The organism is Nonomuraea sp. NPDC049269 (assembly GCF_043197155.1).
Lineage (GTDB): Bacteria > Actinomycetota > Actinomycetes > Streptosporangiales > Streptosporangiaceae > Nonomuraea.
The window spans coordinates 40,160-65,826 of sequence record NZ_JBICSO010000020.1 but is presented as its reverse complement, the minus strand read 5'-3'; the positions used below and the strand labels follow the sequence as shown (position 1 = coordinate 65,826).

The 25,667-nt window shown below is 67.4% G+C and carries 27 protein-coding genes and 1 tRNA gene; 18 read left to right on the top strand and 10 right to left on the bottom strand.

The annotated features are described in order from the left end of the window. Window positions 1–403: 403 nt before the first annotated feature. From ACGFNP_RS60730 to ACGFNP_RS60720, 3 genes are all read left to right on the top strand, one after another. Window positions 404–805: a hypothetical protein gene (locus ACGFNP_RS60730; protein ID WP_393334280.1), complete on the top strand. Its 402-nt coding sequence runs from the start codon at window positions 404–406 to the stop codon at window positions 803–805. Window positions 806–1,035: 230 nt separating this feature from the next. Further along, window positions 1,036–1,833, top strand: a complete 798-nt coding sequence (locus tag ACGFNP_RS60725; RefSeq protein WP_393334288.1) for a putative protein N(5)-glutamine methyltransferase — start codon at window positions 1,036–1,038, stop codon at window positions 1,831–1,833. A gap of 281 nt (window positions 1,834–2,114) precedes the next feature. Next, a complete protein-coding gene (locus ACGFNP_RS60720) occupies window positions 2,115–2,333 on the top strand; it encodes a hypothetical protein (RefSeq protein WP_358341868.1) in 219 nt (72 codons plus the stop codon). Window positions 2,334–2,337: 4 nt separating this feature from the next. On the opposite strand, the gene ACGFNP_RS60715 is transcribed toward ACGFNP_RS60720, so the two are convergent. From ACGFNP_RS60715 to ACGFNP_RS60705, 3 genes are read right to left on the bottom strand one after another with little or no spacing between them, the layout of a single operon-like run. Then, the gene (locus tag ACGFNP_RS60715; protein WP_358341865.1) at window positions 2,338–3,006 is read right to left on the bottom strand and encodes a response regulator; all 669 of its coding nucleotides are present in this window, start codon (window positions 3,004–3,006) and stop codon (window positions 2,338–2,340) included. Further along, entirely contained in the window at window positions 3,003–4,469 is a 1,467-nt protein-coding gene (locus ACGFNP_RS60710) for a DUF4118 domain-containing protein (RefSeq protein ID WP_358341862.1), read from the bottom strand. The genes ACGFNP_RS60715 and ACGFNP_RS60710 overlap by 4 nt, the downstream gene beginning before the upstream one ends. A gap of 57 nt (window positions 4,470–4,526) precedes the next feature. Beyond that, entirely contained in the window at window positions 4,527–4,979 is a 453-nt protein-coding gene (locus ACGFNP_RS60705; protein WP_358341859.1) for a group II truncated hemoglobin, read from the bottom strand. Between the two features lie 186 nt (window positions 4,980–5,165). On the opposite strand from ACGFNP_RS60705, the gene ACGFNP_RS60700 reads away from it, so the two are divergent. The 3 genes from ACGFNP_RS60700 to ACGFNP_RS60690 all read left to right on the top strand — a co-directional run bounded on the left by ACGFNP_RS60700 (window position 5,166) and on the right by ACGFNP_RS60690 (window position 7,738). Continuing rightward, window positions 5,166–6,206, top strand: coding sequence for a cellulose binding domain-containing protein (locus ACGFNP_RS60700; protein ID WP_358341856.1), 1,041 nt, complete (start codon window positions 5,166–5,168; stop codon window positions 6,204–6,206). A gap of 69 nt (window positions 6,207–6,275) precedes the next feature. Beyond that, window positions 6,276–6,899 carry a TetR family transcriptional regulator gene (locus ACGFNP_RS60695; protein ID WP_393334275.1) on the top strand — a complete coding sequence of 208 codons (624 nt, stop codon included), beginning with the start codon at window positions 6,276–6,278 and terminating at the stop codon, window positions 6,897–6,899. Next, the gene (locus ACGFNP_RS60690) at window positions 6,899–7,738 is read left to right on the top strand and encodes an NAD(P)H-binding protein (RefSeq protein ID WP_358341851.1); all 840 of its coding nucleotides are present in this window, start codon (window positions 6,899–6,901) and stop codon (window positions 7,736–7,738) included. Before ACGFNP_RS60695 ends, ACGFNP_RS60690 begins: the two co-directional genes overlap by 1 nt. A 3-nt stretch (window positions 7,739–7,741) precedes the next feature. On the opposite strand, the gene ACGFNP_RS60685 is transcribed toward ACGFNP_RS60690, so the two are convergent. Genes ACGFNP_RS60685 through ACGFNP_RS60675 form a run of 3 tightly spaced genes read right to left on the bottom strand, consistent with a single transcriptional unit; the run spans window position 7,742 to window position 9,611 of the window. Next, window positions 7,742–8,401 (bottom strand): class I SAM-dependent methyltransferase, encoded by a 660-nt coding sequence (locus ACGFNP_RS60685; RefSeq protein WP_358341849.1) that lies wholly within the window; start codon window positions 8,399–8,401, stop codon window positions 7,742–7,744. Between the two features lie 26 nt (window positions 8,402–8,427). Next, window positions 8,428–8,622, bottom strand: a complete 195-nt coding sequence (locus ACGFNP_RS60680; RefSeq protein WP_358341846.1) for a hypothetical protein — start codon at window positions 8,620–8,622, stop codon at window positions 8,428–8,430. Between the two features lie 44 nt (window positions 8,623–8,666). Continuing rightward, a complete protein-coding gene (locus ACGFNP_RS60675) occupies window positions 8,667–9,611 on the bottom strand; it encodes an LLM class flavin-dependent oxidoreductase (protein ID WP_358341843.1) in 945 nt (314 codons plus the stop codon). A 195-nt stretch (window positions 9,612–9,806) separates the two neighbouring features. On the opposite strand from ACGFNP_RS60675, the gene ACGFNP_RS60670 reads away from it, so the two are divergent. From ACGFNP_RS60670 to ACGFNP_RS60615, 12 genes are all read left to right on the top strand, one after another. Next, window positions 9,807–10,382, top strand: a complete 576-nt coding sequence (locus ACGFNP_RS60670; protein WP_358341841.1) for a cupin domain-containing protein — start codon at window positions 9,807–9,809, stop codon at window positions 10,380–10,382. Between the two features lie 32 nt (window positions 10,383–10,414). After that, complete coding sequence (locus ACGFNP_RS60665; RefSeq protein WP_358341838.1) at window positions 10,415–11,533, top strand: ABC transporter substrate-binding protein; 1,119 nt, start codon at window positions 10,415–10,417, stop codon at window positions 11,531–11,533. Window positions 11,534–11,560: 27 nt separating this feature from the next. After that, window positions 11,561–12,412: an ABC transporter permease gene (locus ACGFNP_RS60660; protein WP_358341835.1), complete on the top strand. Its 852-nt coding sequence runs from the start codon at window positions 11,561–11,563 to the stop codon at window positions 12,410–12,412. Beyond that, on the top strand, window positions 12,409–13,206 hold the full coding sequence (locus ACGFNP_RS60655; RefSeq protein WP_358341832.1) for an ABC transporter permease: 798 nt from the start codon (window positions 12,409–12,411) through the stop codon (window positions 13,204–13,206). Before ACGFNP_RS60660 ends, ACGFNP_RS60655 begins: the two co-directional genes overlap by 4 nt. Continuing rightward, window positions 13,190–14,302, top strand: a complete 1,113-nt coding sequence (locus tag ACGFNP_RS60650) for an ABC transporter ATP-binding protein (RefSeq protein ID WP_358341829.1) — start codon at window positions 13,190–13,192, stop codon at window positions 14,300–14,302. Before ACGFNP_RS60655 ends, ACGFNP_RS60650 begins: the two co-directional genes overlap by 17 nt. Continuing rightward, on the top strand, window positions 14,299–15,717 hold the full coding sequence (locus tag ACGFNP_RS60645; protein ID WP_393334267.1) for an NAD(P)/FAD-dependent oxidoreductase: 1,419 nt from the start codon (window positions 14,299–14,301) through the stop codon (window positions 15,715–15,717). Before ACGFNP_RS60650 ends, ACGFNP_RS60645 begins: the two co-directional genes overlap by 4 nt. Before the next feature lie 30 nt (window positions 15,718–15,747). Next, window positions 15,748–16,098: a cupin domain-containing protein gene (locus ACGFNP_RS60640; protein WP_393334265.1), complete on the top strand. Its 351-nt coding sequence runs from the start codon at window positions 15,748–15,750 to the stop codon at window positions 16,096–16,098. A gap of 79 nt (window positions 16,099–16,177) precedes the next feature. Beyond that, window positions 16,178–17,020: a hypothetical protein gene (locus ACGFNP_RS60635; RefSeq protein ID WP_393334262.1), complete on the top strand. Its 843-nt coding sequence runs from the start codon at window positions 16,178–16,180 to the stop codon at window positions 17,018–17,020. A gap of 79 nt (window positions 17,021–17,099) precedes the next feature. Next, a complete protein-coding gene (locus ACGFNP_RS60630) occupies window positions 17,100–17,615 on the top strand; it encodes a SigE family RNA polymerase sigma factor (RefSeq protein WP_393334260.1) in 516 nt (171 codons plus the stop codon). Beyond that, window positions 17,612–18,814 (top strand): hypothetical protein, encoded by a 1,203-nt coding sequence (locus ACGFNP_RS60625; protein WP_393334258.1) that lies wholly within the window; start codon window positions 17,612–17,614, stop codon window positions 18,812–18,814. Before ACGFNP_RS60630 ends, ACGFNP_RS60625 begins: the two co-directional genes overlap by 4 nt. Window positions 18,815–18,949: 135 nt before the next feature. Next, on the top strand, window positions 18,950–19,513 hold the full coding sequence (locus ACGFNP_RS60620) for a hypothetical protein (RefSeq protein ID WP_393334255.1): 564 nt from the start codon (window positions 18,950–18,952) through the stop codon (window positions 19,511–19,513). A gap of 244 nt (window positions 19,514–19,757) precedes the next feature. Further along, window positions 19,758–20,258 carry a hypothetical protein gene (locus ACGFNP_RS60615; protein WP_393334252.1) on the top strand — a complete coding sequence of 167 codons (501 nt, stop codon included), beginning with the start codon at window positions 19,758–19,760 and terminating at the stop codon, window positions 20,256–20,258. A gap of 690 nt (window positions 20,259–20,948) precedes the next feature. Here the strand turns inward: ACGFNP_RS60615 and ACGFNP_RS60610 are convergent. The 4 genes from ACGFNP_RS60610 to ACGFNP_RS60595 form a co-directional block, all read right to left on the bottom strand. After that, window positions 20,949–21,025 (bottom strand) — tRNA-Met (locus ACGFNP_RS60610). Between the two features lie 54 nt (window positions 21,026–21,079). Continuing rightward, window positions 21,080–24,040, bottom strand: a complete 2,961-nt coding sequence (locus ACGFNP_RS60605; protein ID WP_393334249.1) for a UPF0182 family protein — start codon at window positions 24,038–24,040, stop codon at window positions 21,080–21,082. A gap of 132 nt (window positions 24,041–24,172) precedes the next feature. Next, on the bottom strand, window positions 24,173–25,219 hold the full coding sequence (locus tag ACGFNP_RS60600) for a PDZ domain-containing protein (protein ID WP_393334246.1): 1,047 nt from the start codon (window positions 25,217–25,219) through the stop codon (window positions 24,173–24,175). 10 nt (window positions 25,220–25,229) lie between these two features. Then, entirely contained in the window at window positions 25,230–25,655 is a 426-nt protein-coding gene (locus tag ACGFNP_RS60595) for a molybdenum cofactor biosynthesis protein MoaE (RefSeq protein ID WP_358341803.1), read from the bottom strand. Between the last annotated feature and the right edge of the window lie 12 nt (window positions 25,656–25,667).

The following is a 25,667-nucleotide window of genomic DNA, read 5'->3' as shown; positions in this document are numbered from 1 at the left end:
GCCGCCCGACCCGGTGTCAAATTGACCCGACTCGCATCGACCTTCTGGAATAAACACCGCCCCGTTTCCGGGACAACCCCTCTAACTTACCAGCCCATCCGGATGGTGCGAACCATCTGGACGAACCAGGAGTAAGTGGGAGGTGCTGGGCATCGTCCGAGGTTCTTCGCGAACCCCCGCGCCGCCCTGCCTGAGCAACTCTAGCAGCCACCTACGGCTGCTTCGTGCCGTACAGGTAATCATGAGGTCCTTCCCTGCCCTCAGGATGCTCAAACCTGCCGATCTCGGACCGGCCCCAGGGCAGGCGGTCGACATGGCGGAGACAAGCCGAAAGCAAGTCATCCGCAATCGCCCCTGTGTACGAAGTAGCTACGAGCAATCTGCGTCCCTGGAGGTGTCCGCAATGACCCGCTCGGAGTTCGATGACATCCGCGCCTTCCTTGCCGACGACGCGACTCACGCTGGAGACCTCCTCCGAGTCGCCCGGACGCTGATCGACGACCTGGAGCACGCGCGTATGCGTGAGGCCGTCCTGCGGACGTACTACCTGCGTCTGCTCACCGCCGCCCGGGCCACGGTGGCGGCCGAGGCGGTGGACGCGCCCGACCCGCTGGCCTTCATCAAGCACGAGCTCGCCGAACGTGGCCAGCTTCCCGAGAACGGTGAGGCCGTGCAGCGCATCCTGGCCGACGCCCGCGCGGCGGCCGCCTTGCTGGCGTGCCTGGAGCAGCCGGCTCAGGTTCGGCCGGCGAGAGGCATGCGACTGCGCCGCTGCGTCGGCTCCGCCCGTACGCTGCCCCACTGAAGCGCTCCGATACGAAAAGTGCGGTGCAAGAAGACGGGCGAGGCGGGCGAGACCGGCCGTTGGCGTGCCGAACAGGACGTCCGGTAATGTTGCCGTCTCCAGCGATGGACCCGCCGAGGAGGTGAGACCCATTACCGCTGTAGCAGGCTGGGTGCTCCCGTCTCATGGTTGTGCGGTCCACCTGACGTAGGTGGCCTAGGGAGCGCTCATTGGCTTTCCGAAAGGCGCTCATGTCGGTTTTTCCGTCATCTGTCCACCAATCCGCCATCGTCAGCAGGCTCCGGGCCGCCGGCTGTGTCTTCGCCGAGGACGAGGCGGAGTTGCTCATCTCAACGGCGAGGACGCCGGACGATCTCACCACCATGGTCGACCAGCGGGTCGCCGGTCTCCCTCTTGAGCACGTTCTCGGCTGGGCGGAGTTCTGCGGGCTGCGGGTCACGGTGGATCCCGAGGTGTTCGTGCCGCGCCGGCGTACGGAGTTCCTCATCAGCCAGGCCGCCGCGCTGGGCGGCCGGTCGGCCACCGTCGTCGTCGATCTGTGCTGCGGGACGGGCGCGATGGGCGCCGCGCTGGCCGCGATCCTCGACGGGGTCGAGTTGCACGCCGCCGACCTGCACCCCGCCGCGGTACAGTGCGCGCGCCGCAATCTGGCTCCCATCGGTGGCCAGGTGTACGAGGGCGACCTATATGAGCCGTTGCCCGCCACCCTGCGGGGTCGCGTCGACATCCTGATCGCCAGCCCACCGTACGTGCCCACCGAGGCGATCCGGCTGCTGCCCTCGGAGGCCCGCGTCCACGAGCCGCTGGTGGCGCTCGACGGTGGCGCGGACGGGCTCGACGTCGTGCGGCGGGTGATCGCGGAGGCGCCGCCGTGGCTGGCACCGGGCGGTCGGCTGCTGGTCGAGACGAGCGAGGGCCAGGCGGCGCGGACGGCCGACGCCATGGCCGCCGGCGGGCTGACCCCGCGCGTGGCCCGCTCCGATGAGCTGTACGCCACCGTCGTCATCGGCACCAACCCCACCGGGTAGGGAGGCCGTACGCACGGGGAGCCCAGGTGACCAGAAGACGACCACTCACTTACCCAGCCTTGGTCGACCGGCTGTAAGACTGCGCATATGTGGCAGCGATGGTTCAACTGGGCAGCAATCGTCCTAGTCGGCGGTTTCAGCCTCGTGTGGCTAGGTGTCGTGATTTATATGAACGACAGCTCCACCTTCTGGATGCGGGTCTTCCAGCTGGCCTTCGGTGTCGCGCTGGCCGCATGGACCGTACGTAAGACAACTCTGATGATCACCAAGGCGTGAGTCCCATGAGCGATCAACTTTACGAAATCAGTCACGACATGGGCGATGACGTACAGCTGTCCGCCACCGCCATGTACATGGACAGGCTCCCGCAACGCCACAGAATCCTCGAGATCGATGACGAGGCCGCGCGAAGCATCTCCAGATGGGTGAACGAGGAGGACCCCCGCGAGTCCGACGCCTTCGCGGATCCGCTGGAGGACACGTACTTCCCGCCGGAGTAGGCGGCTACGGCTGGAAGCGGTAACCCATTCCCGGCTCTGTCAGCAGGTGTACGGGATGCCCCGGATCGCGCTCCAGCTTGCGGCGTAGCTGAGCCATGTACTGCCGCAGGTAATGGGTCTCCTTCACATACGAAGTCCCCCACACCTCCCTCAGCAACTGGCGCTGGCTGATCAGCTTGCCGGGATTGCGTACCAGCAGCTCCAGGAAATGCCACTCTGTGGGCGTCAGCCGTACCCCGCCGGACACCGTCTTCCTGGCGAGATCGATCAGGTGCTCGCCCACCCGCACGGTCGCGGGCTCGTCGGGAGCCGGCCCCATGCGGCGTGTCACCGCGCGGATGCGCGCGAGCAGTTCGTCGATGCCGAACGGTTTGGTCACGTAGTCGTCGGCTCCCGCGTCGAGCGCGTCCACTTTGTCGGGGCTGCCAGCCCGTCCCGAGAGCACGATGATCGGCACGCTCGTCCAGCCGCGCAGCCCGTGGATGACGTCCACTCCGTCCAGGTCAGGCAGTCCGAGGTCGAGGATGATCAGGTCGGGATGCCAGTCGGCGGCCTGGCGCAGCGCGGCGGTGCCGTCCGGCGCGACGGCTACCTCATAGCTTCTGGCGACCAGGTTGATGCGCAACGCCCGCAAGATCTGCGGTTCGTCGTCCACCACGAGCACGCGGGTCAAGGAGCCCTCCGCAGCGAAACGGTCATGGTCAAGCCCCCTCCAGGCGTCTGCTCCGGCGTGAGCGTCCCACCCATGGCCTCCGTCAGCCCGCGGGACAGCGCCAGCCCGAGGCCCAGCCCCACGCCTTGCCGATCGCCCAGGCGCTGGAACGGCATGAACACCCGCTCCTGAGCCTCCGCCGGAATGCCGGGTCCCCGGTCGATGACGCGGAGCTCGACGTGTTCGCCGTACGAGCTCGCCGAGATCACGACCTTGCGATCGGGCGGGTTGAAGCGGACGGCGTTGGACATCAGGTTCACCAGCACCCGCTCCAGCAGCGCCGCGTCGGCCATGAACTCCGGAACCTCACCGCTGAACCCGTCGTGGACGCGGTCGCGCAGCGGTCCGAGATCGGCGATCGCCTGGGGGACGACGTCCTCGATCGCCAGTGGTTCCAGCGTGACGCCGAGCACGCCGGCCTGCAGGCGGCTCATGTCGAGGAGGTTCGACACCAGCCGGTCCAGCTTGATGAGCGACTCGCCCGCGGTGGCCAGCAGTTCCGCGCGGTCCTCGGGGGTCCAGTCGACCTCTGTCCCACGCAGGCTGTCGACCGCCGCCCTGGCCGCGGCGAGCGGAGTGCGCAGGTCGTGGCTGACGGCCGCGAGCAGCGCGGTGCGCATCCTGTCGGCCTCGGCCAGCGGCTTGGCCCGCTCGGCCTCCTCGCGCAGGCGTTCCTGGCGCAGCGCCACCGCCGATTCGGCGGCGAACGCCTCGAGCACCTGCCGGTCCGCCGCGTCGAGCGGCCTCCCCCGTACGGCCAGCACCAGGTCGTCGTCGATGGGCACGTCGGTGTCGGCATGGCCCGGCGAGGTGGACGGCGGCCCTCCGGCCGTGGCCACGACGTGCCAGGAGTCGCCGTCGCGCTCCAGCAGCGTGACGGACGCCAGCCCGTACACCTCTCTGAGCCTGGCCAGCAGGGACGGCAGCGCCGAGTCGCCGCGCAGGACGTGGCCGGCCAGCGTGGACAGCACTTCGGCGTCGGCGCGCGCCCGGGTGGCCTCCCTGCTGCGGCGGGCCGCCTGGTCGACGACCGTGCTGACCATCGCGGCGACCAGGACGAAGGTGGTCAGCGCGAACAGGTTCTCCGGCGCGGAGATCGTCAGCGTGTGGAGCGGCGGCGTGAAGAACCAGTTGAGCAGGGCGAAGCCGAGCACCGCCGCGGTGAGCGCCGGCCACCTGCCGCCCACCAGGGCGACCGCGACCACCAGCAGCAGGAAGAACAGGATCTCGCTCGGCAGCGTGAGCTGCTCGGCGAACGCCAGCATGACGGCCGTGAGCAGCGGCAGCCCGAGCAGCGCCAGCACCCAGCCGGCGATCCGCCGGTCTCGGGTGAGCGCGGCGGGCGGGCGGCGCGCGGGCGGCGGCGCGTTCGCGGCAACGCCGGGGGCCGCGCCTAGGTCGATGCGCAGCCGCCCGCGTGTCATGCCCCGCTCCTGGTGGTTCGTCGGTGACCTCCAGGCTACGACCAGGGGCGCGACGTCCTACGGCTGGTACGGCGGGGCGACTCCCCAGCCCCAGTGCGGCACCGGAGCCCTGGTCGGGGGCGTCGCGCCGGGCTGCGAGTTGTGCACGGCCAGCCGGGTGCCCCACTCGATGTAGCCGGCGAAGGCGGCCCGGAACTCGGGATCGTCGGGCAGTCCCACTTCGTCGGCGGCGTCCATCAGCAGGTTGACCCACCTGCGCCGCTGCGGCTCGGTGATGCCCTTGCCGAGGTGCTGGGAGAGCATGTGGGGGTAGCCGCCCCGCTCCTTGGTGTAGTGGTCGGGGCCGCCGAACACCTCACCGAGCCACATCGCCACATATCGCGGATGGCCGGGGTCCATGTGCGCGAACAGCGGGCCGATCAGGTCGTCCTTCCGCACCTGCTCGTAGAACGCCTCGGTGAGCCGCTCCAGCGCCTCTGCCCCGCCCGCCCATTCGTATAAGGTCGGCACTTCCTTATTGTTCATGTAATCAGGTAATCAGTTGCCAGGTTGGTCGGCAAATTCTGAAAGTTACACGCCGCTCCGGGCAACGGCGCAGGTCGGAAGACCCACCCGGACCGGCCGCCTTTCCGCCGCCTCTGCGCGCTCCTACGCTCTCGGCAGACCCACGATCTTCGGGAGCTGACGATGTCGCGGATGAGCGCCTTGGTGGTGGCCGTGCTGACCCTGATCGGAACGGTACTCTTCCTGACCACGACACCGGCCAGCGCCGCCGCCACCAGGATCATGCCCCTCGGCGACTCGATCACCGGCTCGCCCGGCTGCTGGCGGGCCCTGCTGTGGAACAGGCTCCAGAGCACCGGCTACACCAACATCGACTTCGTCGGCACGCTGCCGCCGCAGGGTTGCTCGGTGTCGTACGACGGCGACAACGAGGGCCACGGCGGCTTCCTGGCGACGAACGTGGCCGCCCAGAACCAGCTCCCCGGCTGGCTGGCGGCCACCAGGCCCGACATCGTGGTGATGCATTTCGGCACCAATGACGTGTGGAGCAACATCGCGCCCGCGACGATCCTCAGCGCGTTCACCACACTGGTGAACCAGATGCGGGCCAGCAACCCCGCGATGAAGATCCTGGTCGCGAAGATCATCCCGATGAGCCCGTCCAACTGCGCCGACTGCGGGCAGCGCGCCGTCACCTTCAACAACGCAATCCCCGCCTGGGCCGCCGCCACCTCCACCCAGCAGTCGCCGATCGTGGTCGTCGACCAGTGGACGGGGTTCAGCACGAGCGCGGACACGTATGACGGAGTGCACCCGAACGCCTCGGGCGACCAGAAGATGTCCGACCGCTGGTATCCGGCGCTGGTGAACTTCCTCACCCCGGGCGGGTCCACGCCGACGCCCACCCCCACTCCCACCGTGACACCGGTGGGCGGTTGCACGGCGACGTTCAAGAACGTCGGGCAGTGGACGGGCGGCTTCCAGGGTGAGGTCACGGTCAAGAACACGAGTGCCGCCACGACGAACGCCTGGACGGTCGGCTGGACGTTCGCCAACGGCCAGCAGATCACGCAGATCTGGGGCGGCACGCTCACCGCGAACGGGGCCACTGTGAGCGTGCGGAACGTGAGCTGGAACGGCACCCTGGCCACCGGAGCGACGGCCACCTTCGGTTTCCTGGCCTCCTGGAACGGAACCAACACCGCGCCCGTGCCCACCTGTTCTCCCGTCTGAGCAGTCCGCTCTTCAATCGTTTGAATGACAGTTGTCATTCAGTCGATTGAAGAACTAGGCTCTCCAGGCATGGGAGCACGGCGGGCACCGCGCCCAGAGGATCGCGGCCAGGCGGCGGAACAGACGCGCGAGCGGATCCTGACCGCCGCGGTGGCCGAGTTCGGGGCGAAGGGCTACGCGGGTGCCCGCACGGCCGGCATCGCCGCCCGCGCCGGCGTCAACCAGCAGCTGATCTCGTACTACTTCGGTGGCAAACAGGGGCTGCTGGACGAGCTGCGCCGGCGCTGGCAGGAGCTCGAGGCCGGCCTGGTCACGCCGGACACCACGTTCGCGGACTCGATCGGCGCGCACCTGGACGCGACGCTCGACAATCCCGACTGGGCCCGGCTGACCGTCTGGCAGGCCCTTGGCGACTGCCCGTTCACCGATGAGGCGGACGGGCGACAGTATCTGGATCGCCAACGGGCCAAGATGGCGGACTCAGTGGAGAAGATCCGCCAACGGCAGGAAAACGGCGAGGTCACCGATGAGGTGGACGCCAGGTTCGCGCTCCTGACCGCCTACGCGGTGGTCTTCGCCCCGATCACGATGCCGCACTTCGTACGGGCCCTCTTCGGCGACGATCCTTTGTCGACTGAAACCCGTACCGAACTCCGCAACCAGCTGATCAAACTTCTCGGGAGGTCCTCCTAATGGTCACTGTCGTCTTCGGTGCCCGGGGCAATGTAGGCCGCCATGTCGCCGCCGGACTGCGTGCGGCGGGCATACCGATCCGCGCGACGGGCCGGGATCCGCACGCGCCGGGGTTCCCGCCGGACACACCGGTCGTAGCAGCCGATCTCGACTCTCCCGAGACGCTGCCCGCCGCTCTGGAGGGTGCCGAGAAGGTGTTCCTGTACACCAAACCGGATGGCATCGATGGGTTTGTGAAGGCGGCGCGATCCGCCGGCGTACGACACGTGGTGCTGCTGTCATCGGCGTCCGTCGTTCTCTCCAGCGCCGAACTCAACCCGATCGCCAAGTTGCATCGCGTCGTCGAGGCGGCCCTGGAGGGCTCCGGCATCGACTGGACGTTCATCCGGCCGGGGATGTTCGCCACGAACACCCTGTGGTGGTGGGCGCAGTCGATCAGAAACGACAACACCGTCCGTACGGGGTACCCAGACGCGCAGATCTCCCCCATCCATGAGAAGGACATGGCCGCGCTCGCCGTCACCGCCCTGACCGAGCCCGGCCACGCTCAGCGGGCCTACACGCTCTACGGCCCCGAGTCGCTCACCATCAGGCAGCAGGTCGAGCAGATCGGCGAGGCCATCGGCCGCAAGATCACGCTTGATGTGACCTCCGTCGAGGAGGCCCGGTCGGATCTGGCCAAGACCATGCCCCCGATCGGGGTGGAGGGCATCATGCGCATGCTGGCAGCCAGTACCGAGCACCCCGCCCCTACCTCGACGGTCGTCGAGGAGGTCACCGGCCGTCCCGCGCACACCTTCGCCCAGTGGGCCCAGGACCACGCCGACGACTTCCGGTAAGGGTCAGCGCGCGTATGCCCTGACGGCCAGGACGTTGGGAATGGGCTGATTGCCCGGTTCGTACATCCGCTCGATGTCGAGCCGCGCGTCGATGAACGCGTTGATCAGGTCCGGGAGCGGCAGCTGGCTCATCCCCACCCGGTCCCGGACCCCGCCCTTGCGCCACCATGGTCCGCGCCGGTGCCAGCCCTTGATGCGGTACGTGGGATGGATGATCAGCGCGCCGTCCTCGCGGTTCTCGATGTGCGGGCCGTTGAAGCACGGGTGCGCCCCGTAGAACAGCAGCAGGCCGCCCGGGCGCAGCACCCGGGCGGCCTCCTTCAGCAGTCCGGGAAAGTCGCCGATGTCGGTCGACACCCAGAACGCGGCGACGGTGCCGAACACCCCTGCGGCGAACGGCAGCGTCGTAGCGTCACCCTGGAGCAGCGGCGCGTCGTCCCTGCGGCGGGCGAGGCGTAACTGGTCACCGGACCGGTCGAGCCCCACCACGGTCCTGCCGGTGGCGCGGATCGCGTCGAGGTAGAGGCCGGTGCCGCAGCCCAGGTCCAGGCACGGTCCGTCGCCCGGTCCCAGCAGCTCGGCCACGTCCGGCTGGTTCGCGGCGGCGGCGGGGGTGTTGAACTCGTCGTACCACTCGGCTTGGCCGTCATAGCGTGCGGTCATGATCCATCAATACCGCCTTTTACCAGCTACTGACCTCGTCGCTGACGTATTCCGAGGAATGCGAGCGCAACGCCGATGATGAGGACGACGGGGCCGATGATGGCCCACATGGTGACGCCGCTCATCACGCTACCGCCGACGATGCCCAGCCCCTGAAGCGTCCACAGGCCGCCGACCAGGATCAGGAGAACACCGAGTACGAGGAAGATCCATGCTTTCACTGCTTTTCTCGTTTCTTGTCCTGGAAGGGGTGGAGAAAGCGCCTTCAGGATGACATGACCGCCCGGCCGAGGGCGATCAGCTCCAACTGGTCAAGCTGCGTGTCGATGGTGGGGGCGGCGATACGGCAGACGACGTGTCGCGCGCCCGCCTCCGCGTAGCGGGCGAGCGTCTCGGCCACCTGTCCGGCCGGTCCCACGGCCATCGCCTGGATCGTCCGTACGGTCTCGGATGGCAGCCCGTACGTGGCCCGGCAGTAGGCATCGAGCTCCTGCTCTCCCCGTTCCGCGTCGTCGCTGACCAGCACGGTGACGAACAGCGCCGGCGTGATCGCGTCCGCGAGACGGCCCGCGGCCGCCGCGGCCTGGCATACGGACTTGAGGCCCGCCCGGTAGTCGGCGACGTCCGGCGGATAAGGCAGCCACCCGTCGTAGAGGCGGCCGGTGCGCTCGAGCGCCGACGGGCTGCCTCCCGCGAGCCAGACCGGCGGGCCACCTGGCCGGTAAGACGGTGTGGACTCCGGCAGGTCGTCGTGACGCAACACCTCGCCGCGAAACGCGCGTTCCCCCGCCCATAGCGCCCGCCACAGCGAGACCGTCTCGTCCAGCCGCCGGAACCGTCGCTCCCACGGCACCTCCGAGACCGCGTACTCGATCTCGGACCGGCCGGGGAAGCCCGCGCCCACAGCCACGACGAGCCGTCCGGCTGACAGGTGGTCGATGGAGGCCAGCTCCTGCGCGGCGGTGACCGGGCGGCGGAAGGCGGGCAGCAGAGCCGCGGTGCCGAGCGTGACGCGTTCGGTGGCGGGGGCGAGGGCGGCGAGCATGGCCAGCGGCTCGATCCGCGCGCCGAGAAGGGTGTCATTGGCCCAGACGGAGTCGTACCCGAGCCGCTCGGCCCGGACGGCGAAGTCGACCAGGTGCCGGGCGTCGTTCCACTGGGTGCGGTTGGTGGGGAGCAGGACTCCCAGCCGTGCACGAGTATCGGTCACTGCTTCTCCTTGGTACGCGTTCGACCTTGAGAAGCCTGGGAGACGGGCCGCGGTCCGGCAATTCCTCGGAAGGTATGCCGCCACACTCGGTAACCCATTTGTTACATACTGCCCCTTGCTGGGATTTCTTGTGATATGTACGGTCCTTTCATTGCCACTTAACAACCTGTTCAGTGCAACCGATCAAGGGGTTCGATGACGGAGGCGGAGACCGAACACCTGGGCGTACGCATCCGGGCCTACCGGAACATGCGCCAGATGACCGTGCGCGGCCTGGCCGGCCAGGCCAAGGCGAGCGCCAGCTTCATCAGCCAGTTGGAGCGAGGGCAGACCAGCGCGAGCATCGGGATGTTGCGGCGGATCGCCGGAGCTCTCGGGATCACGGTGGCCGACCTGTTCAACGAACAGGACGAGGTCGGACACCGGGTGGTACGCCGCGCCGACCGTCCGGAATTACCCACGAAATCCGGCACCCGCAAGTACCTGATCTCCCAGCGCCCCCTGCAGAACCTGGAGATGTACGCCGGGGAATTAGACCCGGGCGCGTCCACCGGGGACGAGCCGTACACCCACGGCGACTCCCAGGAGATCTTCCTCATCCTGCGCGGCCAGGTCACGCTCTGGCTCGGGCCCGCCGATTCGGCCGCCCCGCACGTCCTCGGGCCGGGCGACAGCGTGGAATACCGCACATCGATGCCCCATCGCGTCGTCAACGACGGCGACGAGACGGCCGAGGTGCTCTGGACGATCAGCCCGCCTACGCCCGCCTGACTTACACCCACCCTTATCAAGGGGGTTCAACCATGCCGAACTATCCCAAACGACTGCCCGGTATGGCCGCTATCGCGGCTTCGCTACTGCTCTCCGCCGCATGTGGCGCCGGTTCCGCGGCGCCCGCGAGCATCGACCTCGGCTCCGGCCCCGCCAAGTCCGGCACCATCAAGAAGGACGCGCTCAGCGGCCTGAACATGACGTTCGTCTCCTATGGCGGCGCGTATCAGGAGGGCCAGCAGAAGGCGGCGGTCGATCCCTTCGCCCAGGAGTCGGGCGCGAAGATCCTCGAGGACGGCCCGACCGACTACGCCAAGATCAAGGCCCAGGTCGACTCCTCGAACGTCACCTGGGACGTGATCGACACGGACTCGATCTGGGCCCAGGCGCAGTGCGGCAAGCTGCTGCAACCGCTCGACTACACGATCATCGACAAGTCGAAGGTCCCCGAGGGCCTCACCACCGAGTGCAGCGTCCCCGCGATGCAGTACGGCATGGTGCTGGCGTACAACAAGGACAAGTTCGGCGCGAACCCGCCCAAGGGCTGGAAGGACTTCTTCGACACCGCGAAGTTCCCCGGCAAGCGCGGTATTTCCGGCAACCCCGGCGACTCGGCGCCCGGGCCGTTCGAGGGCGCGCTGATCGCCGACGGCGTCGCCCCGGACCAGCTGTATCCCCTGGACGTGGACCGCGCGACCAAGAAGCTGCAGTCGGTCCGCTCGAACCTGGTGTTCTGGAAGACCGGCGCGGAGTCGCAGCAGTTGCTGGAGTCCGGCGAGGTCGACATGGCGATGCTCTGGAGCGGCCGCGCGTACGCCGCCGTCAAGAACGGCGCGCCGTTCGACGTCTCCTTCGACCAGTGGATGCCGATCATGGACTCCCTGACCGTGCCGAAGAACGCCAAGAACCCCAAGGCGTCGATGGCGCTGATCAACTACTACCTGGGCGCGCAACAGCAGGCCAAGCTCACCGAGCTGACCTCGTACTCGCCGATCAACACCGACGCCAAGCCCAAGCTGGACGAGAAGGGGCGGTCGTTCCTGACGACCAGGCCCGAGGTGGCGGACAAGGCACTCAAGATCGACTCGAAGTGGTGGGCGGAACACCAGCCCGAGATGATCGAGAAGTGGTCGGCCTGGCTCGGCGGCTGATCCGAGATGGCCTCGACGCTCCAAGCGGTGTCCCTGCCGGCGACGGCGGGCAGGGATGACCGCGACCGCCGGCCGGCGCTGCTCATCCTGCCCGCGCTGATCGCGCTCGCTGTCTTCTTCCTCTACCCGCTGGTCTCCATGGTGGTCAGCGCGTTCACCGATCCCACGCCCGGGCTCGGGAACTTCGCCTGGTTCTTCGGTGAGCCGCAGAACCTGAGGGTGCTCGGCCGTACGTTCACCACGGGCCTGTGGGTGACGGTGATCGCGCTGGTCGTGTCATATCCGTACGCCTACGCCATGACGATCGCCGGGCCGCGGGCGCGCAACGTGCTGACGCTGCTCGTGCTCGTACCGTTCTGGACCAGCCTGATGGTGCGCACGTTCGCGTGGGTGATCCTGCTGCAGGACACCGGCGTGATCAACGGCGCGCTGCAGGCGATCGGGCTCGGGCCGTTCAACCTGATCCGCACCCAGACGGGGGTGGTCATCGGGATGGTGCAGTTGCTGATGCCGTTCATGGTGCTCCCGCTGTACGCGGTGATGAACGGGATCGACCGGCGGCTGCTGACCGCGGCGGGGAGCCTGGGGGCGCATCCGATCAAGGCGTTCGTGAAGGTGTATCTGCCGCTGTCGCTGCCGGGCGTCTCGGCGGGGTGCCTGACCGTGTTCATCAGCGCGCTCGGTTTCTACGTCACGCCCGCGTTGCTCGGTTCGCCCACCGACGCGCTGATCTCGCAGCAGATCTTCACGCAGGTCAACGGGCTGCTCAAGTGGGGACGAGGTGGCGCGATGGGCGTGGTCCTGCTCGGGCTGACGCTGGCGATGATCGCGCTGCTCGCGCTCACGCTGCGTCGTACCGGAAGGAAGGTGGCCGGATGACCGCCCGCCTCGGCCGCGCCGTGCTGTGGGCGTTCTGCGCGCTCGTGGGCGTGTGGCTGGTCGCGCCGGCGCTGATCGTGGTGCCGCTCAGCTTCACCTCGAAGGCTTCGCTGAAGTTCCCGCCCGACGGCTACTCGTTCCGCTGGTACGAGCACTTCTTCAGCGATCCGGCCTGGGTGTCGGCGCTGCTGACCTCGGTCGAGGTGGCGCTGCTCGTCACGGTCGTGGCCACAGTACTCGGCACGGCCGCCGCGATCGGGCTGACCAGGGCGCGGATGCGCGGCCTGGCGCTCGCGCAGGGGGCGATGCTGGCCCCGATGATCGTGCCCGGTGTGGTGCTGGCCGTCGGGACCTACGCCGTGTTCCTGAAGTTGCAGCTCGTGGGCACGCTGGCCGGGTTCGTCATGGCGCACACCGTACTGGCGCTGCCGTTCGTGATGATCCCGGTGGCCGCTTCGCTGCGCGGGTTCGACCGGCGGCTGGAGAGCGCGGCGGCCAGTCTGGGCGCCGGGCGGTGGGCCACCTTCCGGAGCGTGACGCTGCCCCTGGTCGCGCCCGGCGTCGCCTCCGGCGCGCTGTTCGCGTTCGTCACGAGCTTCGACGAGGTGGTCGTCTCGCTGTTCATCCAGAGCCCCTACCTGCAGACCCTGCCGGTCAAGATGTACGCGAGCGTCACCCGCGAGATCGACCCGACCATCGCCGCGGCGGCCACGATGATCCTCGTGCTGACCACGACCCTCGTGCTCGCCGCCACCTTCTTCGTCGCCAGGAGGTCCCGTGCCGCCGACCAGTAACGACCTCGCCGCCCGCGGCGGGGGCATCGAGCTCACCGGCCTGACCAAACGCTACGGGGACTTCGTCGCCGTGGACGACGTCTCGCTGTCGATCAACCCGGGCGAGTTCATCACGCTGCTCGGACCGAGCGGCTCGGGCAAGACGACCACGCTGAACGTCATCGCCGGCTTCACCAAGGCGACCTCGGGCGAGCTGACCGTGGACGGCACCGCCATCGCCGCCACCCCGGCCCACAAGCGGGACATGGGCATGGTCTTCCAGCACTACGCCCTGTTCCCGCACATGACGGTCGCCGAGAACATCGCCTTCCCGCTGAAGCAACGCAAGATCCCCAAGGCGCGCAGAACCGAGCTGGTCCAGGCGGCGCTGGCCACCGTCCACCTCGGCGAGTACGGCCACCGCTACCCGCGCGAGCTGTCCGGCGGGCAGCAGCAGCGGGTCGCGGTGGCCAGAGCGATCGTCTACAGCCCGCGGGTACTGCTGATGGACGAGCCCCTCGGCGCGCTCGACAAGAAGCTGCGCGACTGGCTCCAACTGGAGATCAAGCGCATCCACGGCGAGCTCGGCATCACGTTCGTCTACGTCACGCATGACCAGGACGAGGCTCTGGTGCTGTCGGACCGCATCGCGGTCTTCAACCAGGGCCGCATCGAGCAGCTCGGCCCGGCCGACGAGCTCTACGAGCGCCCCGCCACGCTGTTCGTGGCCCGCTTCCTGGGCGAGTCGACGATCCTGCGCGGCGACGTCTCAGCTGACGGCATCGGCGTCTGCGCGCGGCTGATGCGGGCGCCCGGTTCACTGCCCGACGGGCCCGGCGCGCTCGTCGTACGGCCCGAGCGGCTGGCCGTACGGCAGGCGGACCACTCCCCCGAGACCGGCTGGAACGCGCTGCCCGCCACCGTCACCAGCGAGATCTACCTCGGCTCCAGTCGCAAACTGGAACTGAGACTGCCGGACGGCTCGCCGGCGCTGGTCCGCGAACAGGCGGGCAGCCTCAGCGACGCCCGCCGCGGCGACGAGGTCACGCTCACCTGGCGCGTGTCCGACTCCGTACTCCTGGCTGATGAAAGTGATGTGGAGGCAGTTCTCACGTGAAAGGCATCCCGCTGACCACGGACTTCGCCAACGGCGGCGTCTCGTTCTGGTACCGGCAGATCGGCGTGCCGGATCGCCGGGCCGCGCTGCCCGGTCCCCGCTCGTATGACGTGGTGATCGTCGGCGGCGGCTACACGGGCCTGTGGACCGCGTACTACCTGAAGAAGGAGCAGCCCGATCTGCGGATCGCGATCCTGGAGCGGGAGTTCGCCGGGTTCGGCGCGTCCGGGCGCAACGGCGGCTGGCTGTCGGCCGAGTTCGCGGGGTCGCGGAAGCGGTATGCGGCGGCTCGGGGGCGTGAGGCGATGGTCTCCCTGCAGCATGCCATGTTCCGGTCCGTTGACGAGGTCATCCGCGTGACCCGGGAAGAGGGCATCGAGGCCGACATCCACAAGGGTGGCCTGATCCACGTCGCGACCAACCCCGCCCAGCGCCGCCGCCTGCGCGAGGAGCTGTCCGAGCTGCGTACCTGGGGGTACGGGGAGGACGACCTCAGGCTGATGTCCCGGGACGAGCAGCGGGAACGCGTGCAGGTGGCCGGGACCCTGGAAGCCACGTACTCGCCGCACTGCGCGCGCATCCAGCCCGCGAAACTGGCCGTCGGGCTCGCTTCAGTGGTCGCCTCGCTGGGCGTGGACATCTTCGAGAACACCACCGTGACCGAGATCCGCCCCCGCTCTACCGGCGGCAAGGCTTCAGCGGTCACCTCGCGTGGCGTCGTCTCGGCCGAGTACGTCATCCGCGCCACCGAGGGCTTCACCGCCAGCCTCGCCGGGCAGCACCGGCAGTGGCTGCCGATGAACAGCTCCATGATCGTCACCGAGCCGCTGCCCGCCGAGGTGTGGAAGCACATCGGCTGGTCGGGCAACGAGCTGCTCGGCGACGAGGCGCACGCCTACATCTACGCCCAGCGGACCGCGGACGACCGGATCGCGATCGGCGGGCGCGGCGTGCCGTACCGGTACGGCTCGCGGACCGACGACCGGGGCGCCACACAGGCACAGACGGTGGCACTGCTCTGGCGGATGCTGGTCAAGCTGTTCCCCGCCGCGGCCGACGCCCATGTCCAGCACTCGTGGTGCGGGGTGCTCGGCGTGCCGCGGGACTGGTGCTCGACCGTGCACCTCGACCACGCGACCGGGCTCGGCTGGGCTGGGGGTTACGTGGGCAGCGGCGTCACCACCACGAACCTGGCCGGCCGCACGCTGCGCGACCTGGTGCTGCGCCGCGACACCGAGCTGACGGCGCTGCCGTGGGTGGGCCGCCAGGTCAGGCAGTGGGAGCCGGAGCCGCTGCGGTGGACCGGGGTGCAGCTCATCTACGCGCTCTTCAGGACCGCCGACCGGCACGAGAACGACCGGGGCACCACCACCTCGGCCTACGCCCGCCTCGCCAATCTCATCTCCGGCCGCTGACTGCCGTTACTTCTCCTGTTAGGACGACTCTTGATCCAGCTCTCCCACCTGGCGCACGCCCCGTCGGTCTCCCTGCCCGCTGCCGAGCCCAAGCCGACCAGCTTGACCGGCCAGTCGGAGTCCACCTTGGAGGTGTGGGCCGACTCTCTGGCGGAGACGGGTGTCTGGGAGTGCGGGCCCGGCTCGTTCACGGCGGTCAGGGACGGCTTTCACGAGATCTGTCAGATCCTGGCGGGGCGGGCGACGTTGACGGGTGAGGACGGGCAGACCGTTGAACTGGCGCCGGGCTCGACGGTCGTGCTGCCGGACGGCTGGCGGGGGACCTGGGACGTGCACGAGACGATCCGCAAGACGTACGTGACCATCCGTACCACTCATTAGCCGCCTTCTATAAGAAATGCCCTCAGGGATAATTTCCCGATTTCCGCTATGGGCTCATTTCTTTAGACATGATCGGAATATGAACGCAGCGGCGCGGGCGGCGCTCGTCGGGGCGGTGGTCGGACTGGCCCAGTTCGTCATCTTCTACTGGCGGGGAGACGACCTGGGGTTCCTCGACGTCTTGGCGCTGATCCTCCTGCCCTATGGGCTGGGGTTCTTCCTGTCCTGGTGGGGCAAGTTACCGCGCTGGTGGGGGGTGGCCACGGCGGGCCCGGCCATCACCGCGGCGTTCCTCCTCGCCAACATTTTCGCCCTGCTCATGCCCAAGAGCGTGGACTTGACCGACTGGCAGACAGCACTGTGCCTCATGGCCCTGGGTGCGACCGCCTATCTGGCCGCGGGCGGCATATTCATGCCGGTGCACTCGGGACTTCGCGTCCTGCTGATCGCCGGCGTCGCCGTGGTGTACCTGGCCGTGTGGTCGGCATCGAACGTCATCGCCGACCCGACTCCGGCCAACCAGCCGGCCCGCGCCAAGGTTCCGCTCATCGCACCCACCCTGCCGGACCATCGGCTCTCGGATGTGCTCTATGTGGATGACTGGCTCGAGCTCTGGTACGAGGGTCAGGATGGTGACTCCCGCGTTGGCGTCACCGTCAGGCCAAGGAGTACGGCGAGCCCCAAGGCTGCCTGCAGAAATCCCGATCCGCGGGACGAGATCATGGAGCACACGGAGTGCCGCCAGGCGTCACCCGGCATATGGCTCCGTAGCGGTAAGCACGGGAAGATCATCTTCACAACGCACAGCACCGCCTTGGTGCGGATCGAAAGCCCAACGATGTCCATGAAAGAGCTGATCGCCGTACTGGACACGTTCCACCCCATCGACGCCGAGGAACTGGCCAGACTCGACGAGGAGTGAAGTCCCTCAGCCTCCGATGCAACAGTTCGCCACGTAAGTCCATCTGGGAGGTGACACGGACGACGAAAGGCGAAGGCTGTTGGAAGCAGACACCCGGTTCGCCGGGTTCGCCGCCGAACGTGGCGATGCGCTGTTGCGTTATGGCTACGTCCTGGCCGGGAACCCGCACGACGCGGCCGACCTGGTGCAGGAGGCGCTGCTGAAGTTACGCGCCTCCTGGCCGAGACTGCGCGCCAAGGACAATCCGGAAAGTTACGTACGTACCACCATGGCCAGGCTGCACATAGCGGCCTGGCGGTTGCGGCGGCGCGAGCTGCTCGCCTGGGACCCACCGGAGCACGGCTACCACGACGCACTGCCCAGCGAAGACGAGCAGGCGATGTGGGAGTCCCTGGCCGGGTTGCCCCGCAAGCAGCGGGTGGTGCTGGTGTTGCGCTACTACGAGGGGCTGAGCGACGAGGAGATCGCGGCGACCCTGGGGATCTCCCGTGGAACCGTGCGGAGCCAGGCGTCACGGGCGCTCGGCAAGCTCCGTTCCGCCGTGAGCGAGCACATCGAGTCAGGCGTCGGGTCGGATCGCGGGGAGCGGCGATGAGCGGTATCGAGGAGCTGTTGAGCAGGACCCTGGGACACGCGGCCGAGCAGGCGCCGCGGCTGGCCGCCCCGGCGGCGGAACGGCTGGAGACCGGCTACCGACAGCGCAGGCACAGGTCCCAGGCGCTGCTCGCGGCGGCGGCCGTGGTGGTGCTCGCCGGCGGGGTCGTCGTGGGCCTGCGGGCGGTCGGCGGCGGGAAGCCGCTGCCCGCTATCGGCCCGTCTGAAGTGCCGTCCGCGATGATCAGTGCCGCCACCACCGCGAAACCCATCGAGAAGCTGTGGCCGCAGGCTGTATGGAAGATTCCCATCGGGGACTCTCAGGGCAGGGAACTACACCCCGTCGCACTGACCGACGATGGGAAGCTGCTGGTCAAGGCATGGCGCGAGGTCGAGGAGCCCGAGGTGCTCTACCTCTACGACCTGGCCGGAGGGGATCTGCGAAAGATCGCGGACCTACCCACGTCGAAGAAGACCGGGATCGCCGCGAACTTCAGCATGGGTGAGGGCGTGGTGGCGTGGTGGACCTCGACGAAGACCTCCGTACGCCTCTGGACCGCGCCACTGACCGGCGGCGAGGCCAGACAGGTGGCCGAGCACAAGACCAGAGGCGACATGATCGACAGCCTCGCCGTGGCGAAGGGCACGATCGTGTTCTCCTTGGGGAAGGGCGGGGTGTTCAGCGTTCCTGTGGGCGGGGGCCAGGTGACGCCGATCGACCGCGGGACCGATCTGCACCTGCTGTCCTGGCCATGGGCGGGCTCGCCGAGCTCGTGGAGCCCCAAGGACGGAGCCCCGTTCACTCATCTGGTCAACCTGGAGACCGGGCAGACCAGCGACGCGGCCCCTGCCAGCCAGGGAGCGACGTTGCTCGCCTGCGGTGTGCGGTCTTGCCTCTCGACGATGAGCAACGGCGGCAGGGCGTTCACCCGGGCGCGTGACGGCTCGGAAGAGCAGGAGGTGCCGACCGGCTACCAGATCCCGGAGCCGCCCAGCCAGAGTCGCTTCTACGTGCGCAACCTCAGAAGCGACGCTCCGGGTCTAGGGCTCTACGACCTGAAGACCGGGGCGTTGGCGGACCTGGGCATCGGAGATGAAGCCAGTCAGGGCGAGGTGCCGGTCGCCGACCGGGCCGGACGGATGATGACGTACCGGATCAAGAGCGGCAGGTATGTGATCGACCTGTCCAGGATCCCCTGACGGGGCGGGCTCGGTAGTGAAGCGTGGCCCGAGTGGCGGGGACGGCGGGCAAGAACAGCCCTCAGGCCGCACACCCGCCGCGCGGCTCGCAAGCTCGGGCCATGCGGCGGGCGTGCAGCGCCGCCCTTGATCCTCATGAGAACAATTCGGGAAGATGTGGACCGATTTGAGCACCGGGCCGGCTCGGCGAGACTTGCGCCGGGCATCTCTCCGAAGGGCACCATGAGCGACACGCCTTCCACCGAAGATTGCAAACGAAGCGCTTCGTTCCCCGAGTCCATCGGCGAGTTCCTCGTCGTTTTGGTGATTCTCCTGCTGATGTGGGCAACCGGCTCATGGCTGGCCAAGAAGTACGACTGGGCCGATCACGGCTATTTCCAGGCGCCTCTCGGTCATCTCATGGGCACCTTCGCGGGTGGCGCGATGCGCACATTCGCCGTGTTCTCCTTACCGATGCTCCTGTGGCGATTAGGGCGGTCGATCCCCCGTCGTGCGTACATCCGCCTGAGCGCCGGACTCCTGCTCTGCGGACCGGCCAGTTTGATCTTCTTGCTCTGGATGTCCGACGGCGGTGGCCCGGTGCAGACCTGGCCTCAGTGGCTCTTGGTCGGGGTAGTGGTCGGGCTGACGTTTTGCGGCCTCGCGGGTCTCGGACACTGTGCCTTCCTTGCCCGCAGGGCGCGTGGGTCGGCCGGCTAGGCCGCGACCCGCTTGGTCACTGAACCGCGTATTGTGCCGACGTGGTCGCGCCGCAGTGCTCCCGGTAGCTGCGGCGCCATCTCGCCTGACGTAATCAAAGCTGCTCGCGCAAGCGACGGGGAAACTCTCTCTCCGACGAGAGTATTCAACGATCTTAATGAAACGGTGGCAGATGGCTACACTTGCTGATCTGGAGAGTCTCATTGGCCCTCCAGTCAGGCCTGCGCCTGCGAATGACTGGAATATGATTGAAGCGGATCTTGGGTTGCTGCTTCCAAGCGACTACAAGGAGCTGATGGATCGGTACGCCAGTCTGACGCTCGATGCGTTCCTGGGTCTGTTCATACCAAATCCGGGTGATCACCCAGGCGAGTCGATGCGTGACGGCATACTGGGCCTCTTGCATGACGTCGCACCGGATGACGACGAAGCACAAGAAGTGGTTGACGACGCCGGAAACGTTGTCGAAAAGCGCTACTTCTCGCACTATCCTGAGCCAGGTGGAATTATTCCATGGGGTTCCACGCAGAATGGGCATCTATGCCTGTGGGAGGCCGACGGTCATCCCGATTCGTGGAAAGTTCTCATCTCTTCGGATGGGGCGTTCATGTGGAGACACAATGGCGGCATTCTAGATTTCCTGATCAAAGCAAACCAGGGGCGCCTTCGTTGCCCTCTCATAAACAATGAGGGAAATTTGGACCGAACCTTCGATGATAATCTTCCGGGGCGGGCTTCCATATAGCTGCCGACGGTTCCGGGCCGCCCCCGGAAGCTGCGGCGCGCATGATGGATTCTTCACCATCGACCCCTCAGGCATTGCGGTTCGGTCCCCAGCGAAAGGGAGCGGCCCACGGGCGTAGCATATTGTCCGGAGCATGATCGATCTTGGCAGGCGCCGCTCAGCCGACAAATCCACTGCCATCTGGCGAGGAGCGACTCTCTGATCGCCTGTGCACCGGACGCGCCTGCCTCCGCCAGTTCGTGCGCGGCACGTCGGAGCTCGGCCACGGCGTAAGCGTTGACCGCCGCAGCGTCCGGGACCACGTTCAAGGCGAGGGCGGTTGCGGCCTCGGCATCGCCCCGCATGATGTGGGCTCGCGCCAGGCAGGCCCCGAAGGACCAGAGTCTGATCGGCGTACTGGAAGCAGGCACCGGGGTCGTGGTGGATGGAAAGGCAACCGACTCAGCAAACTTCGTGAGCAGCAACAATGAACTGCCTGCTCTGCCGAAGCTCCGGTCGTGGGGTTGCGCGCCGAAGGCGTGCCCAAGGAGGCAGTCCCAGCGAAGCGAGGCCCTCCAGGGGTCGCGGCTCCGGCGCGACTGGAAGCAGCGCCTGAGCTCCGAAAGCGCGAAGCGCACCCATAATGAAGCCCTTTTGTGCAGGAGCATGCGAAAAGGCCCTCCAGGATTATCCTGAAGGGCCTTTTCGACTTGGTAGCGGGGGCAGGATTTGAACCTGCGACCTCTGGGTTATGAGCCCAGCGAGCTACCGAACTGCTCCACCCCGCGTCGGTGTGTGTCTAAAGACTATAGGTGGCGCGGGGTGGACGCAAATCGAGGAACCTACGAGCTGGCCGTCGGTGTCGCCGTCGGAGTGCCTGATGCCGACGGCGACACCGAGGGTGACGACGACGGTGCAGCCGACGGAGAGGCCGTTGGTGACGGCGTCGGAGTGGTGGTGGTGCTCGGCAGAGCGCCCAGCCCCTCCAGAGCCTTCAGCGCCTCTTCCAGCTGCTTCTGCGCCTTGCCGTACGCCTCCCAGTTGGGCGGGTTGGCCTGCAGGGCCTTCTGGGCCTCGGTGTAGGCGTTCTGGGCGTTGTCGATCGCCGCCTTCAGAGCCGTGGTGTTCTGGTTGGGTTTTACTTGCTCGTTGTTGGGTGGCGTCTGCTGCTGCTGGCCGTCGCCGAAGACCTGTTTCAGAGCTTCAGGAAGGGTCCGGGCAACACCGATCTTGCTGCCGAACGACACCAGGACGCGCTGCAGGATCGGGTACGGCTCCTGCCCGCCACCGGCGGCGACCTGGATGTACACCGGCTCGATGTACACCAGCCCGCCCGCATAGGGCAGAGTCAGCAGATTTCCGTAGCGGACCGAGGAGGCGCCGACGCCCAGGAGGTTCAGTTCGCCGGCGAATCGGCTCTGGAAGGCGTTCTGTGCCTGGCCGGGGCCCGGGATGGGGGTGTTGGACGGCATTCGCAGGATGCGTAGCTTGCCGTAGTTGGGGCCGGCCACCGAGTCGACCGCCATGAAGGCCGCCAGGTTGGGCCCCTGTTTCGGGACGAACGTCGTCGTCAGCGAGAACGTCGGCGCCTGGTTCTGGACGGGCATCGTGGTCGTCACGTAGTAGGGCGGCTGCTTGGTGTTCTCGCCCTGTGACGGGTCGCTCGGGATGTTCCAGAAGTCCTGGCCGCTGTAGAAGGCGGCCGGGTTGGTGATGTGGTAGCGCGACAGGGTGTAGCGCTGCACCTTGAACAGGTCTTCCGGGTAACGCACGTGGGCCTGGAGGTCGGCGCTCATCTTCGACTTCGGCTGGATGATGCCGGGGAAGGCCTTGCTCCACGTCTTGAGCACCGGGTCGTTCTCGTCCCAGCCGTACAGGGTGACCGTGCCGTCGTAGGCGTCGACGGTGGCCTTGACCGAGTTGCGGATGTAGTTGATCTTGTCTTGCGGTTGCTGGGCGACCACGCCGCTTTTGGTGGTCGTGTCGCTGGTCATGTTGCCCAGGCTCTCGCTCTGCGCGTACGGGTATTCGTTGGAGGTCGTGTAACCGTCGATGATCCAGGTGATCCGCCCGTCGACGATCGACGGATAGGCGTTGCCGTCGAGGGTCAGGAACGGTGCGACCTTCTCGACCCGTTCGCGCGGGTTGCGCACGTACAGGATCTTGGAGTTGTCGTTGACGTCACCCGAGAGCAGGATGTTCTTCTCGCCGTACTTGGCCGCGTAGACGAGCCGGTTGAGGAACGAGCCGACCGGGACGCCGCCCTTGCCGGTGTATGTGGTGTTCTTCTGGCCGGTGCCACCCGTTTCCGGGTAGTCGAGCTCCTGCGGGTTGTTCGGGTTGCCACCGGCGATGACGTACTCGGAGGACGCCGGGCTCTCGCCGAAGTAGACCCGCGACTCCTTCAGCTTGGTCGTGTTGACCAGCGGGCCCATGACCGGCATGTCCTTGGCGTCGTAGTCGGGCAGACCGCCCGAGTCGACCTCGTTGCCGGGCGCCGCCACGATGCCGTAACCGTGGGTGTAGACGAGGGCGTTGTTGATCCAGTTGTTCTGGCCCTCGGGCACCCCGAGCAGTTCGCGTACACCGACGACGTGGTCGACCGACTTGCCGTTGGCGTCGGGGTAGCGGTCGACGTCGAGCTGGCCGGAGAAGCCGTAGAAGCCGCGGATGCGCTGAGTCTGCTCGTACGTCGCGGAGACCAGCGCCGGGTCGAGCAGCCGGACGCCGGACACCGAGGCGTCGCCGTTGGTCTCGACCTTGGTCGGGTCGGCCTCCGCGGTGTAGGGCAGGATCTCCGTCTTGTCGACGTCGTACGAGGCCCGCGTCGCGTCGATGTTGCGCTGGATGTAGGCCGTCTCCTTGAGCTGCTGGTTCGGCTTGACCTGGAACTGCTCGACCAGCGCCGGGTAGACGCCGCCGATCAGGATGGCCGAGAGCACGAGCAGGCCGAAGGAGACACCGGGCAGCATGCCGCCGGGCCGTATGACACCCGCGAAGAACAGCGCGGCGCAGATCAACGCGATGATCGCCAGGATGGTCTTCGCCGGGAGCACCGCGTTGACGTCCGTGTAGGAGGCGCCGTGCACGAAGCCGCGGTCGGAGAAGACCAGCCCGAAGCGGTCGATCCAGTAGGCGATGGCCTTGAGCAGCACGAACACGCCGAGCAGCACCGACAGGTGGGCACGCGCCGCGCGCGAGGCGTGCACGCCGGGTGACTGCAGCCGGAAGCCGCCGTAGAGGTAGTGCGTGATCCCCGCCAGGATGATCGAGATGATCACGGCGGTGAACAGGAAGTTCAGGACCATCCGAATGAACGGGTAGTCGAACATGAAGAACGAGATGTCCATCCCGAACAGGGGCTCGGTCTTGCCGAAGGGCACCCCGTTGATGAACTCCAGCCAGGTCTTCCACTGCCCGGCGAACGACGAGCCCGCGAAGAGCGCGAGCAGGCCCATGCCGACGATGAAGATCAGCTTACGATGGGGGTCGAGCGCCATCCGGTAACGGTCGGCGCCGCTGCCGCCGCCGAACATCGCGGGGCCGAACATCGGCCTCATCCGGAAGGCCAGCAGCATGTTGCCGCCGGCGATGCCGATCATCAGCACCGCTCCGACCAGGAACAGCACGATCTCCGTCAGCAGGACGCCCGAAAAGACGGACGTGTAGTCGACGGAAGGGTCGACCGTGTCGAACCACAAAAAATCGGTATAAATACCGGAAAATAGGAAAAATAGCGCCACAATCGCCACGAGTGCGATCGCGACCGGAAGAAGCAGTCGCGGTCGGCGGGGCAAACGCATTGCCCTGCCGCCGGCTCCTGGGGTCCGGAAGCTCAAGGCCAACCCCTCGTCGTGATGAACAAACGGTCCGTGTCTGGCAACCTACACCGCTGTGCCAGCCGTACGGCTAACGCATGGCGATCGCCAGAAGTTTCATCCAGCAGCGCAAGAGGGCACATCGCCTTTACCGGTGCGCAACGCGTCGAGCGCGCCGACCGCGGCGTGCAGCGTCTCGGCCTTGACCAGGCGGAGCCCGTTGGGGACTGCCTTCATGGCCTCGGCGCAGTTGTCGGCCGGGGTCAGGAACACCGTCGCGCCGGACTTGCGGGCGCCGACCATCTTCTGGGCGATGCCGCCGATGGGCCCGACCTCGCCCGATGGCTGGATCGTGCCGGTGCCGGCGATGTCCTTGCCCCCGGTGATCTCGCCGGGGGTCAGCTTGTCGAGGATGCCCAGCGAGAACATCAGCCCGGCGCTCGGCCCGCCGACGTCACCCACGTTGATGTCGACCTTGAACGGGAACTTGTAGCTCTCCTGCATGACCACGCCCACGACGGCCTGGCCCGAGGGACCCGCCACGGTCGGCAGGCTGATATCGGTCTTGTCCTTGCCCCTGATGACGGTAAATGCCACGTTTTCGCCAGTTTTGTGCGCCTTGACCGCGTCGCTGATGATCTTGACGTTCGCGGCTGGTTTGCCATCGACCGTACTGATCTCGTCGCCCTTGCGCAGCTTGCCGTCGGCCGGCTTGCCCTTCTCCGTGGACGCGACCGTCACGATCATGCTGAAGGGAATCTTGAGCTCGGTCAGCGCGGCCGCCGTGGCGAAGTCCTGGGAGTTGGTCATCTCGACCGTGTTCTCCTCCTCGACCTCTTTGGGCGAGCGGGACTTGGGGAAGATGGTCTCCTCGGGGACGACCGCGACCGTCGGATCGACCCAGCCGCGCAACGCGGTCAGCAGATCGATCCTGCTGCTCGGCCCGCCCTGGTAAGCCACCGTGACCAGCCTCAGCGCACCGTTCGTCGGGTAGGTCTGGTGCCCGCTGATCGTGATCACGGGCTTCTTCTCGACCTCGCCGATGGTGTTCTCGGTCGGTCCGGGACTCAGTACGACGTACGGAACGGGCAGGAAGGCCCCTGCGACACCGAGCGCTAGCACGAGGAAACCCGCAACCAGCAGGGTCAAGGCGCGTCGCGACATGAGGACGAGCTTATTGGCAGGCACCGACCCACTCGGCCGAGCCGTCGGCGAAGATCTGGTGTTTCCAGACCGGGACCTGCGATTTGAGGTCGTCGATCAGCCTGCGTGACGCCTCGAAAGCCTCGCCTCGGTGGGGGCAGGCGACCGCGACGATCACGGCGATGTCGCCGAGCTCCAGATCGCCGACCCTGTGGACGGCGGCGAGCGCGGTGACCGGGAAGTCGGCGGCCACCTTCTCCGCCACCTGGCGCAGCGCGTCGAGGGCAGAGGGGTGCGCCGAGTAGGAGAGCCTGGTCACGGGCTTGCCGTGATCCTGCTCTCGTACGGTACCGACGAAGAGGGTGGTGCCCCCTGCCGCGTGGTCCCCCACGGCGGCCAGCACCTCGTCGACGGAGAGCGAGGTCTCGCGAATCCCGAGCAACCGGATGACGTCCACGAAAAGAGCCTA

Coding starts and splice junctions, on each gene's coding strand:
- ACGFNP_RS60730 (WP_393334280.1), top strand. CDS start 404: ATGACCCGCTCGGAGTTCGATGACATCCGCGCCTTCCTTGCCGACGAC.
- ACGFNP_RS60725 (WP_393334288.1), top strand. CDS start 1,036: ATGTCGGTTTTTCCGTCATCTGTCCACCAATCCGCCATCGTCAGCAGG.
- ACGFNP_RS60720 (WP_358341868.1), top strand. CDS start 2,115: ATGAGCGATCAACTTTACGAAATCAGTCACGACATGGGCGATGACGTA.
- ACGFNP_RS60710 (WP_358341862.1), bottom strand. CDS start 4,469: ATGACACGCGGGCGGCTGCGCATCGACCTAGGCGCGGCCCCCGGCGTT.
- ACGFNP_RS60700 (WP_358341856.1), top strand. CDS start 5,166: ATGAGCGCCTTGGTGGTGGCCGTGCTGACCCTGATCGGAACGGTACTC.
- ACGFNP_RS60695 (WP_393334275.1), top strand. CDS start 6,276: ATGGGAGCACGGCGGGCACCGCGCCCAGAGGATCGCGGCCAGGCGGCG.
- ACGFNP_RS60690 (WP_358341851.1), top strand. CDS start 6,899: ATGGTCACTGTCGTCTTCGGTGCCCGGGGCAATGTAGGCCGCCATGTC.
- ACGFNP_RS60685 (WP_358341849.1), bottom strand. CDS start 8,401: ATGACCGCACGCTATGACGGCCAAGCCGAGTGGTACGACGAGTTCAAC.
- ACGFNP_RS60670 (WP_358341841.1), top strand. CDS start 9,807: ATGACGGAGGCGGAGACCGAACACCTGGGCGTACGCATCCGGGCCTAC.
- ACGFNP_RS60665 (WP_358341838.1), top strand. CDS start 10,415: ATGCCGAACTATCCCAAACGACTGCCCGGTATGGCCGCTATCGCGGCT.
- ACGFNP_RS60655 (WP_358341832.1), top strand. CDS start 12,409: ATGACCGCCCGCCTCGGCCGCGCCGTGCTGTGGGCGTTCTGCGCGCTC.
- ACGFNP_RS60635 (WP_393334262.1), top strand. CDS start 16,178: ATGAACGCAGCGGCGCGGGCGGCGCTCGTCGGGGCGGTGGTCGGACTG.
- ACGFNP_RS60625 (WP_393334258.1), top strand. CDS start 17,612: ATGAGCGGTATCGAGGAGCTGTTGAGCAGGACCCTGGGACACGCGGCC.
- ACGFNP_RS60620 (WP_393334255.1), top strand. CDS start 18,950: ATGAGAACAATTCGGGAAGATGTGGACCGATTTGAGCACCGGGCCGGC.
- ACGFNP_RS60615 (WP_393334252.1), top strand. CDS start 19,758: ATGATTGAAGCGGATCTTGGGTTGCTGCTTCCAAGCGACTACAAGGAG.
- ACGFNP_RS60605 (WP_393334249.1), bottom strand. CDS start 24,040: ATGCGTTTGCCCCGCCGACCGCGACTGCTTCTTCCGGTCGCGATCGCA.
- ACGFNP_RS60600 (WP_393334246.1), bottom strand. CDS start 25,219: ATGTCGCGACGCGCCTTGACCCTGCTGGTTGCGGGTTTCCTCGTGCTA.